Annotated in this window: 17 protein-coding genes; 7 read left to right on the top strand and 10 right to left on the bottom strand. The window is 70.2% G+C overall.

Going from position 1 to position 16,552, the window contains the following annotated elements:
- Positions 1 to 80 precede the first annotated feature (80 nt).
- The 5 genes from ABFS34_08965 (at position 81) to ABFS34_08945 (ending at position 4,297) form a co-directional block, all read left to right on the top strand.
- Positions 81 to 1,331: an aminotransferase class I/II-fold pyridoxal phosphate-dependent enzyme gene (locus tag ABFS34_08965; GenBank protein MEN8375565.1), complete on the top strand. Its 1,251-nt coding sequence runs from the start codon at positions 81 to 83 to the stop codon at positions 1,329 to 1,331.
- Positions 1,332 to 1,443: 112 nt separating this feature from the next.
- Positions 1,444 to 2,442, top strand: coding sequence for a DUF6588 family protein (locus tag ABFS34_08960; protein MEN8375564.1), 999 nt, complete (start codon positions 1,444 to 1,446; stop codon positions 2,440 to 2,442).
- A 68-nt stretch (positions 2,443 to 2,510) separates the two neighbouring features.
- A complete protein-coding gene (locus ABFS34_08955; protein ID MEN8375563.1) occupies positions 2,511 to 3,131 on the top strand; it encodes a hypothetical protein in 621 nt (206 codons plus the stop codon).
- 49 nt (positions 3,132 to 3,180) lie between these two features.
- Positions 3,181 to 3,507 (top strand): transcriptional regulator, encoded by a 327-nt coding sequence (locus ABFS34_08950; protein ID MEN8375562.1) that lies wholly within the window; start codon positions 3,181 to 3,183, stop codon positions 3,505 to 3,507.
- Between the two features lie 49 nt (positions 3,508 to 3,556).
- Positions 3,557 to 4,297, top strand: coding sequence for a di-trans,poly-cis-decaprenylcistransferase (locus tag ABFS34_08945; protein ID MEN8375561.1), 741 nt, complete (start codon positions 3,557 to 3,559; stop codon positions 4,295 to 4,297).
- A gap of 24 nt (positions 4,298 to 4,321) precedes the next feature.
- Here the strand turns inward: ABFS34_08945 and ABFS34_08940 are convergent, their stop codons facing one another.
- Positions 4,322 to 5,824 (bottom strand): L,D-transpeptidase family protein, encoded by a 1,503-nt coding sequence (locus ABFS34_08940; GenBank protein MEN8375560.1) that lies wholly within the window; start codon positions 5,822 to 5,824, stop codon positions 4,322 to 4,324.
- Positions 5,825 to 5,953: 129 nt separating this feature from the next.
- Here ABFS34_08940 and ABFS34_08935 point away from each other — a divergent pair, with 129 nt between their 5' ends.
- Together ABFS34_08935 and ABFS34_08930 are read left to right on the top strand one after the other, a co-directional pair.
- Positions 5,954 to 6,625: a M50 family metallopeptidase gene (locus ABFS34_08935; protein MEN8375559.1), complete on the top strand. Its 672-nt coding sequence runs from the start codon at positions 5,954 to 5,956 to the stop codon at positions 6,623 to 6,625.
- A gap of 61 nt (positions 6,626 to 6,686) precedes the next feature.
- Entirely contained in the window at positions 6,687 to 7,349 is a 663-nt protein-coding gene (locus ABFS34_08930; GenBank protein ID MEN8375558.1) for a hypothetical protein, read from the top strand.
- Positions 7,350 to 7,388: 39 nt separating this feature from the next.
- On the opposite strand, the gene ABFS34_08925 is transcribed toward ABFS34_08930, so the two are convergent.
- The 9 genes from ABFS34_08925 to ABFS34_08885 all read right to left on the bottom strand — a co-directional run.
- Positions 7,389 to 8,081: a response regulator transcription factor gene (locus ABFS34_08925; GenBank protein ID MEN8375557.1), complete on the bottom strand. Its 693-nt coding sequence runs from the start codon at positions 8,079 to 8,081 to the stop codon at positions 7,389 to 7,391.
- A gap of 31 nt (positions 8,082 to 8,112) precedes the next feature.
- Positions 8,113 to 9,930, bottom strand: a complete 1,818-nt coding sequence (locus ABFS34_08920) for a HAMP domain-containing sensor histidine kinase (GenBank protein MEN8375556.1) — start codon at positions 9,928 to 9,930, stop codon at positions 8,113 to 8,115.
- Positions 9,931 to 10,099: 169 nt separating this feature from the next.
- A complete protein-coding gene (murB, locus tag ABFS34_08915) occupies positions 10,100 to 11,074 on the bottom strand; it encodes a UDP-N-acetylmuramate dehydrogenase (protein ID MEN8375555.1) in 975 nt (324 codons plus the stop codon).
- A complete protein-coding gene (locus ABFS34_08910) occupies positions 11,071 to 11,460 on the bottom strand; it encodes a YgaP-like transmembrane domain (protein ID MEN8375554.1) in 390 nt (129 codons plus the stop codon). The genes murB and ABFS34_08910 overlap by 4 nt, the downstream gene beginning before the upstream one ends.
- Before the next feature lie 56 nt (positions 11,461 to 11,516).
- A complete protein-coding gene (locus ABFS34_08905) occupies positions 11,517 to 12,026 on the bottom strand; it encodes an LEA type 2 family protein (protein MEN8375553.1) in 510 nt (169 codons plus the stop codon).
- On the bottom strand, positions 12,023 to 12,985 hold the full coding sequence (locus ABFS34_08900) for a COX15/CtaA family protein (protein MEN8375552.1): 963 nt from the start codon (positions 12,983 to 12,985) through the stop codon (positions 12,023 to 12,025). Before ABFS34_08900 ends, ABFS34_08905 begins: the two co-directional genes overlap by 4 nt.
- Positions 12,985 to 15,363, bottom strand: coding sequence for an acyl-CoA dehydrogenase (locus ABFS34_08895; protein MEN8375551.1), 2,379 nt, complete (start codon positions 15,361 to 15,363; stop codon positions 12,985 to 12,987). Before ABFS34_08895 ends, ABFS34_08900 begins: the two co-directional genes overlap by 1 nt.
- On the bottom strand, positions 15,363 to 15,728 hold the full coding sequence (locus ABFS34_08890) for a hypothetical protein (protein ID MEN8375550.1): 366 nt from the start codon (positions 15,726 to 15,728) through the stop codon (positions 15,363 to 15,365). The genes ABFS34_08895 and ABFS34_08890 overlap by 1 nt, the downstream gene beginning before the upstream one ends.
- On the bottom strand, positions 15,725 to 16,552 hold an 828-nt coding region (locus tag ABFS34_08885; GenBank protein MEN8375549.1), incomplete at its 5' end, for an SDR family NAD(P)-dependent oxidoreductase. The genes ABFS34_08890 and ABFS34_08885, both read right to left, overlap by 4 nt.

The following is a 16,552-nucleotide window of genomic DNA, read 5'->3' as shown; positions in this document are numbered from 1 at the left end:
ACGGGAATGCGTTTCGATCGAGCGCTGCGTGCCCGTAAGATGACCCAACGCGCAGCCCCTGCAACCCGGCTCCCAGGTCCATGAACCCACCGCTGACGGCCACCCGGACGCACGGATTCACGGAGTCCGTGATCCGCGAGATGACGCGAGTCGCGCGCGAGCACGACGCCATCAACCTGGCCCAAGGCTTCCCCGACTTCCCGGCGCCGGACGTTGTCAAGGACGCCGCCTGCAGCGCCATACGGGGCGATATCAACCAGTACGCCATCACGTGGGGCGCCCCCCGCCTGAGAACCGCGCTCGCGCGCCGCTACCACGACTGGTACGGCATGGAGGTGGACCCGCAGCGCGAGGTGACCGTGACCTGCGGGGCCACCGAGGCTATGGCGTCGGTGCTCCTGGCCGCGGTGAATCCGGGCGAGGAGGTGATCGTCCTGGAGCCGTTCTACGAAAACTACGGACCGGACGCGATCCTGTGCGGCGCCACCCCGGTGTGGGTGCCGATGGAGATGCAGCGCACCGACCCCGGCGACGACGCCAGTCGCGGCGGTCTTCGCTTCTCGCTCGACCTGGATCGCCTGGCGTCGGCGTTCTCGGCGCGCACGCGCGCCATCGTGCTGAACACGCCCAACAACCCCACCGGCGCGCTGCTTTCGCGCCCCGAGCTGGAGGCGATCGCGGATCTGTGCCGGCGCCACGACGCGATCGCCGTCACCGACGAGATCTACGAGCACATCGTCTACGAGGGCGCTCACGTGCCCATGGCCACGCTTCCCGGCATGCGCGAGCGCACGGTGACGGTGAGCGGGGCGTCCAAGACCTTCAGCGTCACCGGCTGGCGGGTGGGCACCGTCGTCTCTCCTCCGGCGCTGACCGACGCCATCCGCAAGGTGCACGACTTCCTCACCGTCGGCGCCCCCGCGCCGCTGCAGGAGGCGGTCGCGACAGGCCTGGAGACTCTGGGGGCCGACTACTACGAGGGCCTCGCGGCCGACTACAGGGCGCGCCGAGACGCGCTCCTGGGTGGCCTGGCGCGGGCCGGGCTGCGGTGCACGGTGCCGGACGGCGCCTACTACGTCCTGGCGGACTTTTCCTCGGCGTGCGAGCTGGACGACGTGGAGTTCTCCAGGCGCCTCGCGGCGGGCGACCTGGGCCGCCCGGCGGGCCCCGACGCGCCCGGCGGCGTGGCCCCCGTCCCGGGCTCCAGCTTCTTCCACGACCCGCACGCGGGCAACTCCCTGGTGCGATTCGCGTTCTGCAAGCGCGTGGAGACGCTGGAGCGCGCAGCGGAGCGTCTCGCCGATATCCTGCTCGAGCACCGAAATCGTTGACCTGACGGGCTTTGTCCTCCACTTTGTAGCCTCCTCTCCCTCGATCGTCCGTACCGCGTGAATTGGCTCGTGGCCGGGCGCGTTTTCGCGTTTTCTTTGGGGAGGGGCACGCATGTTGGGGAGGTCCGCACTGGCGACGGCCGTGGCCGTCGCTACTTTGGCGTTCCACGCGCCCGCGAGCTCGGCGCAGGACTCCGAAATCATCCGTCAGATCGAAGTGCTCGCCCGGGACAACGCCCCCCTCTACCTGAGCCCGATCACCGAGGGCGTGTCGGCGGCCCTCAACCGCGGCACGTTCTACTCGGCCAAGCCGCACGGCGCGTTCGGATTCGAGATCGGCCTGGCCGCCATGGGGGCCTTCGTTCCGGACTTCGCCGAGACCTTCGTGCCGGTGCTTCCGGGGGAAGTCACGTTCGACGGCCAGACGTTCCTGAACCCCTACGGCACCGCCGCGGGGGCGACCCCGACGGTCGCGGGGGATGGGGACGGCGTGGTCATCCAGCCGGGTCCCGAACTCACCGCCGCCGCTCTGGCCGCCGGCCAGGACCCGGCGGAGCTGGCGCTGCCCTTCCCGCAGGGCCTCGACATCCCGGTCGTTCCGTTCGCCGTGATCCAGGCGGCCATCGGCCTGCCCGGTGGTACGGAGGTTTCCGTGCGGGGCTTTCCGACCATCGAGGTGCACGACGACGTGGGCGAGATCCGCGCGCTCGGCTTCAGCGCAACGCACTCGATCAGCCAGTACCTGCCGATGACGGCGCTCAGCTTGGCAGCGCATGTGGCCTGGCAGAGCGCCGACGTCGGCGACTACCTGGACGCCGAGGCGTTCGCCTACGGCCTGCTCGCCAGCCTGGACGCGGGACCCGTCTCGATCTTCGGCTCCGGCCTCCGCGAGGACCCCGAGGTGACGCTCGCGTACACGGTCTCCAACCCAACCGGCAACCCGGCGCTGCCGCGCGACGGCCTCCGGGTAGCGGTCGCGCCGGATCTGGACCAGACCACGCGCTTCACGGCCGGCGCGACGCTCCATCTCCTGGCCTTCAAGCTGTCGGCCGCCTGGACGTTCGGCGACTACGAGACGCTGGCGGTGAAGGCGCTCGTGGCCATCCGCTGACACGCTCCGGGCATACTTTGAGCTATAAAGTGCTTGACGACAATCCGCCGCGGAGCTAGCGTACGCCCATGTCCACGGTGCATCCACTGAGGCGGCGCGACCGCCCGGACCCGGATTCTGTCGCGCTGCACGACCGCGCGATCGACAACATCCGCTACATCCGCGAGACCATCGAGCGGGCGGGTGCGTTCACGGCGGTGCCCGGCTGGGGGTTCGTCGGGATGGGGCTGGTGGCGGTCCTGGCGGGCGTCGTCGCGAACGGACGGACCGGCGGACCGTGGCTGCTCACGTGGGCCGGCGCCGGCCTCGTGGCGGCGGTGATAGGCGTGGCCAGCATCGTGCGCAAGGCGCGCCGCGCGGGGCTTCCCATCCTGCGCGGCCCGGGCCGCAAGCTGGCGCTGAGCTTCGCGCCGCCGGTGCTGGTAGCGGCGCTGCTGTCGGCGGTCCTGTTCGGTCGCGGGCAGATCGATCTGCTGCCGGGGTTGTGGCTCGCGCTGTACGGCACAGGGGTGATTGCGGGAGGGACGTTCTCGGTCCGCATCGTGCCGGTGATGGGCATGTTCTTCGTCCTGCTGGGGGCCACGGCGCTCGCGCTGCCGCCCACCCTCGGCGACGCGCTGATGGTGCTGGGCTTCGGCGGGCTCCACCTCGCGTTCGGCTTGATCATCGCGCGGCGCTACGGTGGCTAGGAACACGGCGACGGAGCGGCGCGGCGGAGCCGCCGCGGGGAAGCGGACGCTGGAAGGCGTCGCCGGCGATGGCGGACCCGTCGATCCGGGGGCGATCGACCAGTTGATTCACGCCCGCGTGCGACTGGGCATAGTGAGCGCGCTGGCGGTCAACGCCACGCTCACCTTCAACGAGTTGAAGGAGCTCCTGGGCACGACCGACGGCAACCTGAGCGTGCACGCCAGGCGGCTGGAGGAGGCCGGGTACGTAGCATGCAAGAAGTCCTTCGACGGGAGACTGCCGAGGACGGAGTACCGGCTGGCCACTCGAGGCCGGCACGCGCTGAAGCGCTATCTCGATCACATGGAAGCGTTGATTCACGCGGTGAGGCGCTAGCGCCCGTTGTCGTCGCGCAAATCACTCAGGATCAGCCCGACAGGCTTAGATGAAGCAACATTCGAATAACAGGGCTACGCCCGCTGGCGGGCTCCACGTCGCGGTGATCATGGACGGCAACGGCCGGTGGGCCGCGTCCCGTGGGCTGCCGCGTGTGGCGGGCCACAAGGAGGGGGCGGAGGCGGTGAGGCGCGTGGTCAGGGCCGCGCCCAGTCACGGCGTTCGCACGCTCACGCTGTACGCGTTCTCGGCCGCCAACTGGAAGCGCCCCAAGACGGAGGTCGCCGCGCTGTTCAGGTTGTTCCACACCTACCTCCGCCGCGAAGCGGAGGAGCTGCGGGAGAACGGGGTGCGCCTGCGCGTCATCGGCCGTCGGGATCGCCTGCCGGCGGCGCTCCGCAGGGCGATCGAGAAAGCCGAGGCGGCCACCGCGGGCGGCGCGCGGCTGGACCTCCGCGTTGCGATCGACTACTCGGCGCGGCAGGCCATAGTCGCGGCGGCGCAGCGCATGATGGAGATGCGCGGCGGCGCCGACGGCGAGCACGAGTTCGCGCGCCTGCTGGGTGACGTGACCCACTGGGACCGACCGACGCCGGACGTGGACCTGCTCATCCGTACCAGCGGCGAGCGGCGGCTCAGCGACTTCCTGCTCTGGGAAGCGGCCTACGCCGAGCTGTACTTCAGCGAGCGCATGTGGCCCGACTTCGGCGAGGAAGACCTGGACGAGGCGCTGTCCGCGTTCGCGGACCGCGACCGTCGATTCGGAGGGTTGTCCGCCGCCGCCAGCTGACTCTTCCGGGCCGGCGCAAGACGGCTATAGCGCCAGACGAATGAGCCTGAGGCGAGGGGGCCGGTAGGGCATGCGGCCCGGAATCGCCTCCGCTTCCCTCACCTCGAAGCCCGGCAGCGTGATGGGCGAGGCGCCCGGCGGCAGCGCGCCGCCTACGAGCTCCTTGCCGAGAATCACCGGCTCGCCCAGGAGCGGCGGGCGAGGATCCCCGACGTCGTCCTCCGTCAGCCAGTCGCCCGCTTCCGTGGTCGTCCGTTGCGCCGGATCCAGGTCGAGCTCGATGGGGGCCTCGACCGAGGGCACGGGACCGACAACCACGTCGGACTCCGGTTCCTCGGGCTCGAGCGGAGCCCCCAGCAGTCGCGGACGAACCTCCGCGAGGGGCGACTCCGGCTCGGTCGAGGGCGCGCTCGACTCGACAAGGCCGCCCTCGTCGGTGGGTGCACCCAGCAGCCGCTCGGAGGGCGCGCGCGCCTCCAGCAGCAGCGCCGCCCGCACCTCGGCCGCGTGCCTCCCCGTCAGCTCGGGAACGGGCACGGCGCGCGCGGGAAGCGGGCCGGCGGGGGCGGTGATCGGGGAGCCACCCTCGTCTTCAATGAAATCATCGGCGGGCGTACCGAGCAGGCCAGCCGCCTTGCGGGCCGGGCGCAACGCGCGCGCGAAGCCGTCCGGAGATCCCGCATCGACGATCGTGTAGCTCCCGTCGGCCTCGGTCACCACGCCCGGCACGCGCCGGTGCCGCTCGAAGAACTCGTACCCTCCCTTGAGCTGGGCCCAGAACGGAGCCAGATCCGAGCGGGTGGCCCCAAAGGGCGCGAGCCAGGCCATGCCGATCGAGTCCATGCGGGTCGGGAATATGTGGATGGGGATCTTGCGTAGCCCCGAGCCGCGCGCCTCGACCGACAACCAGTAGAGCTCTCGCATGTGGTCGTCGGTCACGGGCACGCACCCCACCGTCGAGCACCCGCCGTGCAGGTAGATATCTCCGCCCAGCGAGGGCCTGCGACCGAGGATGCGATCCGACGCGTTGGGATAGTTCACCCGCAGAGACAGGTGGAAATCGCTCTGCGGATTGAACGACTCGATCGCGTAGAAGCCCTCGGGGATCTGGCGGTCGCCCTCCTGGCGTTTGGGCCCAAGAGCTCCCGACACCTGACAGATCGGGTATCGGCGAAGGCGGACGTAGCGGTCGGCTTCGCGCCCGCGAACCCATACCTCCACCTCCCGCTCCGCCTTGAACACCCGCACGTAGATCCCCGCTGGCGGAAGTTCCAGGCCCAGGTCACGGAGCGCCGCCGCCAACCCGGCCCGCTTTGCGCCCATGGCGGCGCGCACGCGCTCGAAGCGCAGTTGCTCGGTTACGAACCCGGAGCCTCCCAACGCCGAGGCGAGTCGCACATCGCCCTCGGGCAGCTCTCCCGGCGCGCGCGTGACGTCCGGGATCTGGGCGGCGGCCCGGTCCGGCCACGCAAGCGCGCACAGGACCGCGGCCGCCAAGGCAAAGCTCGTCGAGGCGGATCGCGTCATTCGATATCGTTCGGTGCGGGGAGCGCTCACAATCTCTGCTACACGCGATGGTCGTACAAGGGTCGCCGGCCGGTCCGATCGCCCCACGGGTTCGCGAAACCGCCGCGCCGGGGCGATCGTATCGGCCACATGCGCAAGCGAACCAAGCGCCGGCTCGAATTCATCGTCGGCTTCACGGGATATTTCCTGGCTATCTGGCTGCTCTGGCCCACGCCGCTCATCTATCCCTTGAAGCTGTTCGTCGTCCTGCTGCACGAAATCGGTCACGGCCTGGCCGCGATCGCCACGGGCGGGGAGATCCGCTCGATCGCCATCACCCCGGATCAGGGTGGGGTCTGTTTCTGCCCCGGGGGCAATGCGCTGCTGACGTTGTCCGCCGGCTACCTCGGCAGTCTCGCCTTCGGCGTGGGCATGATCGAGGCGGCCCGCCGCGGCGAACGCCTCACCAGGTGGGCGCTGATGATCCTGGGCGGCCTGGTGCTCGCCTTCGCCGCGCTGTACGTGCGCACGGCGTTCTCGCTGGCGGTGGCTGTCCTGGCGGGAGGCGCGCTGCTACTCGCCGCGGGTCGCCTGGGGCACGGCGGGCGGACGCTGGTGCTGACGTTCCTCGGCCTGACCAGCGCGCTGTACGCGCTTCTGGATATCCGCAGCGACGTGCTGCGCCGTCCGCACCTGGATTCGGACGCGGCCATGCTCGCCGACCTGACGGGGGTGCCGACCCTGATCTGGGGCCTGATATGGGTGGGCATTGCCGCGGGCGCGTTGTTCTGGACCGTGCGACGGGGTTATCCGAAGCGGTGACCCCGAACGGCGGACATGCGTCTATATTGGGGGAGTGGGGAAACGGGGACAGGGAGATACCATGAAGAAGTTCACGTTCGCCGCCGTCCTGGTGGCCATCATCGGCGTCGCGGTCGCGGCTCCGGCCTACGCGCAGGACGACTCGAAAGACGACGAGAGCCGCAACTGGTGGTCCTGGGCGCTGCCGGCCGTCATGGACGGCGCTGCCGTGCCAACCGCGCAGGGCGAGGTCGTGCTGCCCAGGAGGTCCGGGGAGGCGGAGCCCGCGGCTCGAGCCCAGGGCGGAAAGGCCCGCGGCCGGGCCGCGGCGGGCGAGGCGCCCGGACGCGACAAGCGGCGCGGCAACGGCCCGCCGTTCTGCCGGGACGGTCGAGGCCATCCCGTGCACGGCACCGACTGGTGCCGGGACAAGGGCTGGGACGACGACGGCCGCCTGTGGCAGCGCGCCTCGTGGCCCGACGTCATCCTGGGCCGACGCGAACGGGACAACGACGTGCTGGATCGCCGAACCCTGGGCGACATCCTCGGGGAAATCGTGCTCGGAAAGGTGGACGAACGGTCGCGCTACCTGGGCCTGGACGCCGAGCTCGTGGGTCGGCTCGTGCGCCAGCCAGACGGTAGCTCCGTCCTGCAGATGAGGGCCGGCGACGTACCGGTCGCGGAGTTGAGCGACGTGGACGGAGACGGCCGCGTGGACGGCACGCTACTGCTGGAAGCCCTCTGACCCGCTGCCCAACCGGAGTACCCGGCGCGGGTTAGCCGGTCAGCGTTCCAGCCGGTAGCCCGCTTTCCAGACGGTCAGAATGTGGCGCGGGTTGGAGGGGTCTTCCTCCAGCTTGCGCCGCAGCTCTGCCACGTGCGTGTCCACCGTGCGGCTCACGACGGCTGCGCGATGGCCCCAGACTTCCTTCATCAACTCGAGGCGGGACGCAACCGCCCCGTGTCGCCTCAGCAGCGCCACGAGTAGGTCGAACTCCTTGGGCGTCAACGGCACCGTCGCATCGGCCTTCAGCACGGTGCGCGCGCGGGTGTCCACCTCGACGTCTCCGAAGCGATCCCCGTCCGCCGGATAGGCCATGCCGTTGCCGTTGCGGGTTCGCCGCAGCACGGCGCGCACCCGGGCGAGCAACTCCAAGACGCCGAACGGCTTCGTCACGTAGTCGTCGGCGCCCATGCGGAAACCGAGCACCTTGTCGGCTTCCTCCCCCTTGGCGGTGAGAATGAGCACGGGCACTTGCGACCCCGCCTCGCGCAGCGCGCGCAGGACGCGGTACCCATCCAGCTTCGGGAGCATGAGGTCCAGAATCACCAGCGACGGGTCCAACTCCAGCGCTCGCTGCAAGCCTATCTCGCCGTCCCCCGCGACGGTGACGTCGTAGCCCTCGATTTCGAGGTTGTTCCGGAGTCCATAGGCAAGATCCGGGTTGTCTTCCACCAGCAAGATGTTGCTCATCATGCTTTATCTCCTCATCCAGTCGGCCGGGTCCCTACGAGGGCAAACCGGCCGGCCGCCGGGTCGACTCCGGGACACCCTGCCCCGCCCCGACCTCCTCCGCCTCTTCCTTGGACGCTCCAGCGGCGTCGTCAGGTTGCATGTCCACAGCCCTCGACTTTCGGAAAGCCGCCGGCGCCGCATGGCCTGGCGTCCCGCGCTCGCCGATGATGTCTATCTCCTCCAGCGTTTGCTCGACCCGATACGCTCCGGGCAAAGCCACGACGAAACGGGCACCACCCGATGGGGAATCCTCGACCCACGACTGTCCGCCGTGCAGATCGGCAATCTCTCGCACGACCGAAAGGCCGATGCCGGCTCCAGCTACGCCCGCGTCGGACTCCCTTTCCATGCGCCAGAACGCGTCCCAGATGCGGTCGCGTTCCGCGGTCGGTACGCCGGGCCCTTCGTCATCAACCCATACGTGCGCGAAGTCTCCCTGTTTCACGCAGCCCACCGTAACCGTCTGACCGGAGGCCCCGTACTTGACCGCGTTGTCGAGCAAATTGAGCAGTACCTGGCGCAGCGCCCCGGCGTCCGCGTCGACCACGAGACGGTCGTCCGGCCTCACATCGAGTCGGTTGCCGGCCGCTTCCGCGAGGGGCGCGAACGTCTCGGCGGTGGCGCGGACCAGTGGTCCCAGAGCGATGGGGGACGGCTCAACCCGCAACACCCGACGCTCGGAGCGCGAGAACTGAAGCACGTTCTCCACCAGGTACGTCAGCCGCCGGGATTCCTGATCGATGATTTCGAGCGAGCGGATTTGCTCCTGGTCGGATCGCACGCGCCCCAGCAGCAAGGTTTCGCCGAACATTCGGATCTGCGCGAGAGGGGTCCGCAACTCGTGCGACACGCTCGACACGAACTCCGACCGGAGCCGGGCCAATTCGTACTCCCGCCGGAGCTGGAGAATCGCCGCGGCGATCAGCGCGGAGGTGACCACGAGGAGCAGCAGAAGGAGCGGGAGCCGGGAGCGCGGCAGGCCCCCTATCACCAGCATCTCCGCCGCTTCCGGCCGCATGGATGTCTCGACGACCAGACCCCGATAGGAGCCCTTCAGCGTGTCCACCACGCCCAGCGAGGCATCGATGGTCCGCTCCGAGGCGAACAGCACATCGCCACCGGGGGCGGTCACGCGAACCGCGAGCAGCGAATCGTTCTGCACTCCCCCGGTGAGAGACGACGGCAGCAGAGAGGCGCCTTGAAAGTCGTTGGCAAGAAGCGCTCCCAGCGCCTCCGCGTCGGCGATGAAGCCGAAGGCCGCGTCGGGGTGCTCGGGGCGCCCGCCCTTCAAGGCGTGGACGACCATGGCGGGAGGACCGTCGGTGCGAGGGAAGGAAACGTCGTACTCCCAGCACGGGCATTCCCGGCCGAGCCCGCTAACCGCCAGCGAGTCCGCGATCCAGGTGCGGACGTCGGGCGCAATCGGCGCTCCGACGGCGGTGAGGTCGCCGCTCAGCAGCGAGTAGGAGAATTCCGTGCGGACCGGGAGGTGCCCGTAGCGCGCGTTGTCCAGCGCTTTGCGGAGGTACTGGGTGGCCGGGTAGCTCAGCGTGTCGTCCGCGCCGAGCACGATCCACAACGCCGGCTGCACCAGGTGCTCATCCAGCGTCTTTTCTACGCGGTACCCGAACTCTCCGCCCGCGAACGCCGCGAAATCGCGCAGCGCGCTCTCCGCCGCCGCCCTGTGCGATCGCGCCGAGTCCTGCGCCTGGTAGGCGAGCACCACCGCGAGGACGAACGTCACCAGCAGCAGGCCGGCGACGAAGGCCGACCGCGACCTGTGCGTTCCGTGGCGTCGGAGAAACCTCATCTTGTGGTCCTCGGGTGTTGCCGCACCGCTCCTCCGCGCCCTGCGGCCCCAGCCCTTCTGCGCGGCCCATTACGGTACCCGGACAAGGGGGTCTGAAAGGCCGTCTACGCGTCAGAAAGATGTCAGAGAAGTGTAAGACGCGGGAGCCCGCGCCGGGAGAGGCGCGTACTCAGCCGGCCTGGCCGAAGTCTCCGATGAGCCCTATCTCGGGCACCAATTCGTGCCCCAGCTCACGACTCACGGTGCGCTGGGAGAGCTCCATGAGCTCGCGCACGTCGCTCGCCCGGGCGCCCCCGAGGTTGACGATGATGTTCGCGTGGCGGTCGAAGATCGCGGCGCGCCCGCTCGGGTGCACGTGCCCCTTGAGTCCGCACTGGTCGATCAGGCGGCCGGCGCCGACGCCCTGGATCTTCTGGAAGATCGAGCCCACGCACGGGAACAGGGCGAGGTCCGGATGTCGCTCCGCGCGCCAGACGAGGTTTTCCCTCATCACCCGCCGGAGGTCGCCCTCCGGCAATGGGGCGAGTCGGAAATCGACGCTGAGGACGACGTCTTCCCGGTGGTGTAGCACGCTCGTATCGTACCCGAACTCGAAGTACCCGGCGCCCACCGTGCGCCGCGCTCCCTCCGCCGTGAAGATGTCCGCGCGCTCAACGAACTCCTCCAGGAACACGGTGCGAGACCGCTCGGGCGCGGGCGACAGGAAGTGGAGGTTCTGCCACATGGCCCCGCCGACCGTACTCGGGATGCCGACGAAGTGGTGGAGGCCGGCCATACCCCTGGCGACCGTCGCTTCGATCAGGTCGGGGAACGTCTCCACCCCCGACTCGGCGCGCACGACGGTCTCCTCCACCCAGGAGATGCCCTTGGCTTCGTTGTGGATGACCAGCGCGCGCACTCCCGCATCCGCGACCAGGATGTTGGCTCCGCGGCCGAGCAGGAAGCTCGGGGCGTCCATGTCGCGCGCCAGTTGAGTCACGCGCACGAGTTCCTCGACGGTGCGCGCGCGAAAGAAGAGGTCCGCGGGTCCGCCGATCCCGAAAGTGGTGAACGGCGCCAGCGGGACTCCCCGGCCCACCCTGTCGGGGCCGAACTCGCCCTCCAGCCGCCTGCCGACCGACTCGACGTCGAGACGGTCGCTCAACCGCCCTCGTCCACCCCTTCCGTCACGGCGTCCGCGATCGCCGGGTCGCCGTTCACGAGAACCTCCGCGTGGACCGGCGCCTCGCCGCCGATGCTCCCGGCCACCGGACCCGCTTCGACGGGATCTTCCCCCTCGTCCCAGTCCGAATCCCAGTCCCAATCCTCGCCGCCACCGGCGGTATCGACCCCGGCCGACTCGTAAATCGGGCAATAGCCGGTGGTGCCACGGTATAGCAGGTAGCTGCCGAGGCCGACCTTGAGGAGCCCTACCAGTCCGCTCCGGAACAGTCCGGTCAGCGCGAGCCAGCCGCCACCAGCGAGCGAGACCAGGCGCTCGGCGTCGCCCACGTTCACGACCGTGTCCCAGCCGTCCACTCTTTCGTTCATGCCAATCTCCTTCCGGGCCGCGCTGGGACGGTGATCGCCCCGCGTCGGGCCCACGTCTATTCGCGGGTGACGTCGACTGCCCCGCTCACGATCGTCCCCGGGCCGAAGCTCTGACGCCCGAAGGCGCCCGTTTCGACCGCCACGGTGCCGTCGAGACGATACGCGATGCTTCCGCCTCCCAGGGCGTCGGCGAGCTGGCCGGCCAGTCGCGGCAGGTCCGCCAGGTTCACGCTGAGGTCGATGGGGATCACCGTGTCCTGGGCCGCCGACAGCGGCAACCCCAAGGGCAGATCGACCAAGGCGGCCCTGGAGTTCTCCAGGTACAACTCCCCATCCATCCCGGCCAGGTTGATGCCGAACGAGTTGGGATTGCGCACCCGCGTCCAAAGGCGCAGCGAGGCTCCGCCGAGCGGCATCTGCGCTGAGGGCCGCAGCAGGCGCAGCGCGCTCGCGCGTCCGTCCGCGGCGCTGAAGCTAGGCGGCTGAACGAGATCGGCGAGCCCCAGGCTCGCGCACCCGCTCAGAAAGAACGCCGCAGCTAGCGGAATCATGTTTCGCTTGATCATCCTGCCCTCCCCGAAGCGGCCGTCTTCTCCTGCATGGCGGACGGTGCAACGCGCGTGCCCGCCCGCTCCGTCGACGAGGTCAGCCCGAACAGCACCAGCGCGATCCACAACGCGTCGGCCAGGAGCAGATGCACGATCTGCAACCAGATGGGCGCGAGAAGGAGCACGTTCACGACGCCGGCGGCGAGCTGCGCCAGGACGATCCACGCCACCAGGCGGGAGATCGCGACGGACCCGGCGTCGCCTCCGCGTCGCCCCAGATAGGGGACGGCGACGACCAGAAACGCGCCCACGGTGAACGCCAGCGCGGGGTGCGCCACGCGTAGCCGGAGCAGCAGCGCCGCCCCCGGCGCGAACTCTTCGCGCAGCCCCTCCGCGAGCGACGTCGCCGGGTACAAGGTGTCGCCGAGCGCGGCGATGGCGCCGCTCGCTCCCAGGATGAGCACGCCGAAGAGAGCGGCGCCTAGCAGCCAGCGCGTCGAGCCCGACGGCTTTCGAGGGCGAGCCCCCTTTCCCGCGCCCACCCACCACGCGGTTGCGGTCAGCGCGCCGAGAAGTAGAAACGTGTTGAGCAGGTGGCCCGCCATCCAGTAGGCCCTGGCCGGAGAGGCGTCGTCCGCCACCAGCTCCAGCAGCACCAGCCCGGCGCCGACAGCGGCCTCCGTCAGCATGAAGAACACCGAAGCCGCGGCTGCCAGTCGCGCTGGATGCGGCGACGGCAGAGTCCTGAAGACGAACAGCGCCAGCGCCAGGACGGCCAGTAGCGAGAGACCGCTCGTGACTCGATGCGCGAGCTCGATGACGGTTTCAATCGCCTCGGGCCGTGGCACCACCTCGCCGTTGCACAGCGGCCAGTGCGCGCCACACCCCGCTCCCGATCCGCTGGCGCGTACGAACGCGCCCCAGGCGATCACGGCCAGGGTGAACAGCAGCGTGCCCCAGGCGAACCGGCGCAGCATCACTCGGGCGCCAGCTCGGTCGAGGCGGCGTCCCGAAGACCGATGGGGGCGCCGAGCACGGCGTCGGGGATGCCGAACGCGCTCACCAGCGCGGGAGCGTGCGGCCTGAGCGCCGCGCACAGCGTGTTGATCTCCCGCCGAACCGCGCGCGTCTTGGAGGGCTCCATCAGGCCGCTCTCCAGATACCACGCGCGGCGGCGCTCGATGGCCCGCAGCGCGTGCAGGTCGTACAGCAGCCGCAGCGCACCCGCCTCGGCTGAGCCGCCGGACCCGTCCACCTCCGGACCTCCGAAACCGCCGGCCGCCGTGACCGCGCGAGCGAAATCGCCCAGAACCAGCCGGTCGACGTGCGCCAGGGCCAGAGCGATGAGGTGGTCCTGCGTTTCGTTGACGGCGGTGAAGCTGTCCATGCCGTCGTCGAGGCGCGCCTTCACGCGCGCCGCCGCGGTGACCGTCAGGCGCCTGGCGCGGTGCTCGAGTGCTTCTTCGTGAAAGGCGGGATCGCGGAGGTGCTCCGGGTCGCTCTTGCGGGGGCCGATGGGGTCCAGCTCCGCCAGTCGCTCGCCGGCGCGAGCGGTGAGGAAGCGGACCACCGTCCACATCTTCATGTCCCCGAATTCTTCCCGGTACTCGGTCAGGAGTCCCTTCGCCAGGAGTTGAAGGAGGACGAAATTGGCGCCCTCGAAGGTCGTGAACGCGTCGGCGTCAGCTGCCAACTGGCCGAAGCGGCTGTCGGCTGCGTAACCCGCGCCTCCGCACGCCTCCCTGCAGGCGCGCAGCGTGTCCATCGCGTGCCAGGTCGCCGCCGCTTTCAGGCCCGCCGCCCGCGCCTCGATCTCCCTCGTGTCCGCGCCCGACTCCAGCGCGGCGTAGTCGTCGATGAGCGCGCGCACCGCGAAGTGCAGCGCGTAGGTGTCCGCCAGCCGCGGCAGCAGCGAACGCTGCATCGCCCGGTATTCCAGGAGGGGCTCCTCGCGCTCTCCCTCCCGGCCGAACTGCGTGCGTAGGTCGGTGTGGCGAATGGCGATCGTCAACGCGGTCTTGGCCGCGCTCACCGCCGCCGCGGCGATGCTGACGCGGCCCGCCACGAGCGTGCCCAGCATGGTGAAGAAGCGCCGGTCCGCACCGGGAATCGGGCTGGAGTAGGTCCCGTCCTCGGACACCGACGCGAAACGGTCCAGCAGGTTCTCGCGCGGGACGCGCACGCCGTCGAACCAGATCTGGCCGTTGTCGACGCCGTTCAGGCCTTGCTTCAACCCGCGATCCTCGATCCGGATGCCCGGCAGCGGGGCGCCGTTCTCGCCCCGGATGGGTACCAGCAGCGCGTGCACGCCGTGGCGCTCCCCGCCCGTCTCGAGCTGCGCGAACACGGTCGCCATGCGGGCATCGCGGGCCGCCCCTCCGATCCAGTCCTTGCCGGACGCCGCAGACGGCGAGTGCAGAACGAACACGCCCGCCGCGGCGTCGTAGCGGGCGATCGTCTCGACGTCGCGGACGTTGGAGCCGTGTCCCGTCTCGGTCATGGCGAAGCAGCCGGGCAGGCGGAGCGACCCTATGTCGCTCAGGTAGCGCTCGTGATGCCGGCGCGTACCGAGCTGCAGGACGCTGCCCCCGAACAGGCCGAACTGGACCCCGAACTTCACCGTGACGCTGAGATCTCCATAGGCCAGCGTTTCGAACACGGCCACGAAGCGTCCCGTGTCCGACTCCCCACCGAACTCCGGCGGGAAGCTCAACGCGCCGTATCCGCGGTCGGCCAGCGCGCGGCAGATGTCCAGGACTCGCTCCCGGTACAGGCTCATCGGCGTGCCCGATGGGATCTGGAAGCGAGGGTCGGACAGGAGCGCGAGGAGGTCCTCCCGCGTGTCCCGGTAGGAGCCGTCGAGCAGCAGATTCAGCGTGTCGGCGTCGACGCCGGATTCCGCGCGGCCCCGCGGAGCGCGACTCGGCCGACCGAGAAGGACCGCCACCGCCTCGGCGGGGGCGACCCCGAGCGCTGCCTCGAACGCCTCCAGCGCCGCGCCCGCGGCGGGCTGCCCCCAGGCCGCCGCGGCGGACGCGCTCTCGCCGCGCGCCAGCGCCAGCCCCAACCCGGAAAGAGACCGCAGGCTCGGCGCCGCCGCTTCCCCGGAGCCGTCGCCCAGCCGGCGCGCGCGTGCGCGAATCTCGTCGCGCAGCGCCAGCAGGTCTCGCGGCGGCGGCGGAGCGCCCGGGTCGAGCCAGCGCGCCACCCACTCGCGGCACGGCGGGTCGGCCCACTCGCCGGCGCGGATTGCGTCACGCGCCGCGGCCATCTCGTGCGGCTCCAGAATGCCGTTGGACCACGCCACGTGGACCGCGGGCAGGAGCGCGACGGCAGCGGCGGGGACCGCCTCCATCAGAAGGGTTTGTAGATCGCCAGCCAGGCGGCCACGGCTCCCAACACGGGCAGCGCCCACAGCACGGGACGTGCGAGACCCGGCGAGCGATAAGGAAGCGTCAGGAGCGCGCCCAGGGCGAACCAGAGCACGAGCTTGGCGATGGCCCAGGCGGGCAGGCCGGCGTCGAGCCGCGCGAGCATGCCGAAGCCCGTTACGAGGATTAGGAGCAGAGACACGCCGTGCAGCGCGGACACCGCCCCGCGCAGGCTGTTCCGCTCCTTGGCCAGCCCGTTCGCGGCATGCACCGCTACGCCCCCCACCGCCCCGAACAGGCCGACCACCGCGGCCAGGTGGATAATCTTGTAGGCATCCAGACCGATCATGCGCCCTCCGCGCTCGGGCTCGCGCCGATGCCACCCAGGTCGCGAACCCCGTAGGCCTCCAGGACGCCCTCGTAGTAGGGCGCCGTCTTCCGATTCAGTTCTTCCATGCCGAAGTCGATGCCCACGACCGACCTGAACGGACGCTCGCCCGCGGGCGTCTCGACCAGGTGCTGGATGGCTCGCGCCACGTCGGCCGGATCGGTGGGGGCGGCGTCGTCGTCGAACACCTTGTAGAAGCGCGACGACATGTCCTTCTGCACCGCCGCCAGGTGCTCCAGCTCTGCCAGCCGAGCGCGATCGCCAGGGCCCTCCGAGGCGCTCTGGAGGTTGGTGCGATACGGTCCCGGCTCCAGCAACACCACGTCGACTCCGTAGGCCGAGAGCTCATACCTCATCGCCTGCGTAAGCCCCTCCAGCGCCCACTTGCTCGCGTGGTAGAGTCCGGCGAATGGGCGGGCGAAGCGCCCCGCCACCGAGCTGACGTTGAGGATCAGACCCCCGCCCTGCGCGCGCATGTGTGGCGCGGCGGCCCGCATCAACCGAAACGGCCCGGTGACGTTCACGTCCAGTTGACGGGTCAACTGGTCGGGCGTAAACGCCTCGGCGATGCCGACGAACATGACGCCGGCGTTGTTGACCAGCGCGTCCAGGCGACCGCCGCCGGCCGCCGCCTCCTCCACGGCCTCGCGCGCGGCGGCGTCGTTCGACACGTCCAACTCGATGACCCTGATCTCGCCCGCGGCCAGGTCCCCGGCCACGCGCAGCGCGTCGGCAGCGTCGGCGTTGCGACGCAGCGGATCGCGCATCGTCGCGTAGACGCGGTG

It is taken from the genome of Gemmatimonadota bacterium, from assembly GCA_039715185.1.
Taxonomy (GTDB): Bacteria; Gemmatimonadota; Gemmatimonadetes; order Longimicrobiales; family RSA9; genus DATHRK01.
This window is presented reverse-complemented; position numbering and strand designations above follow the sequence as displayed.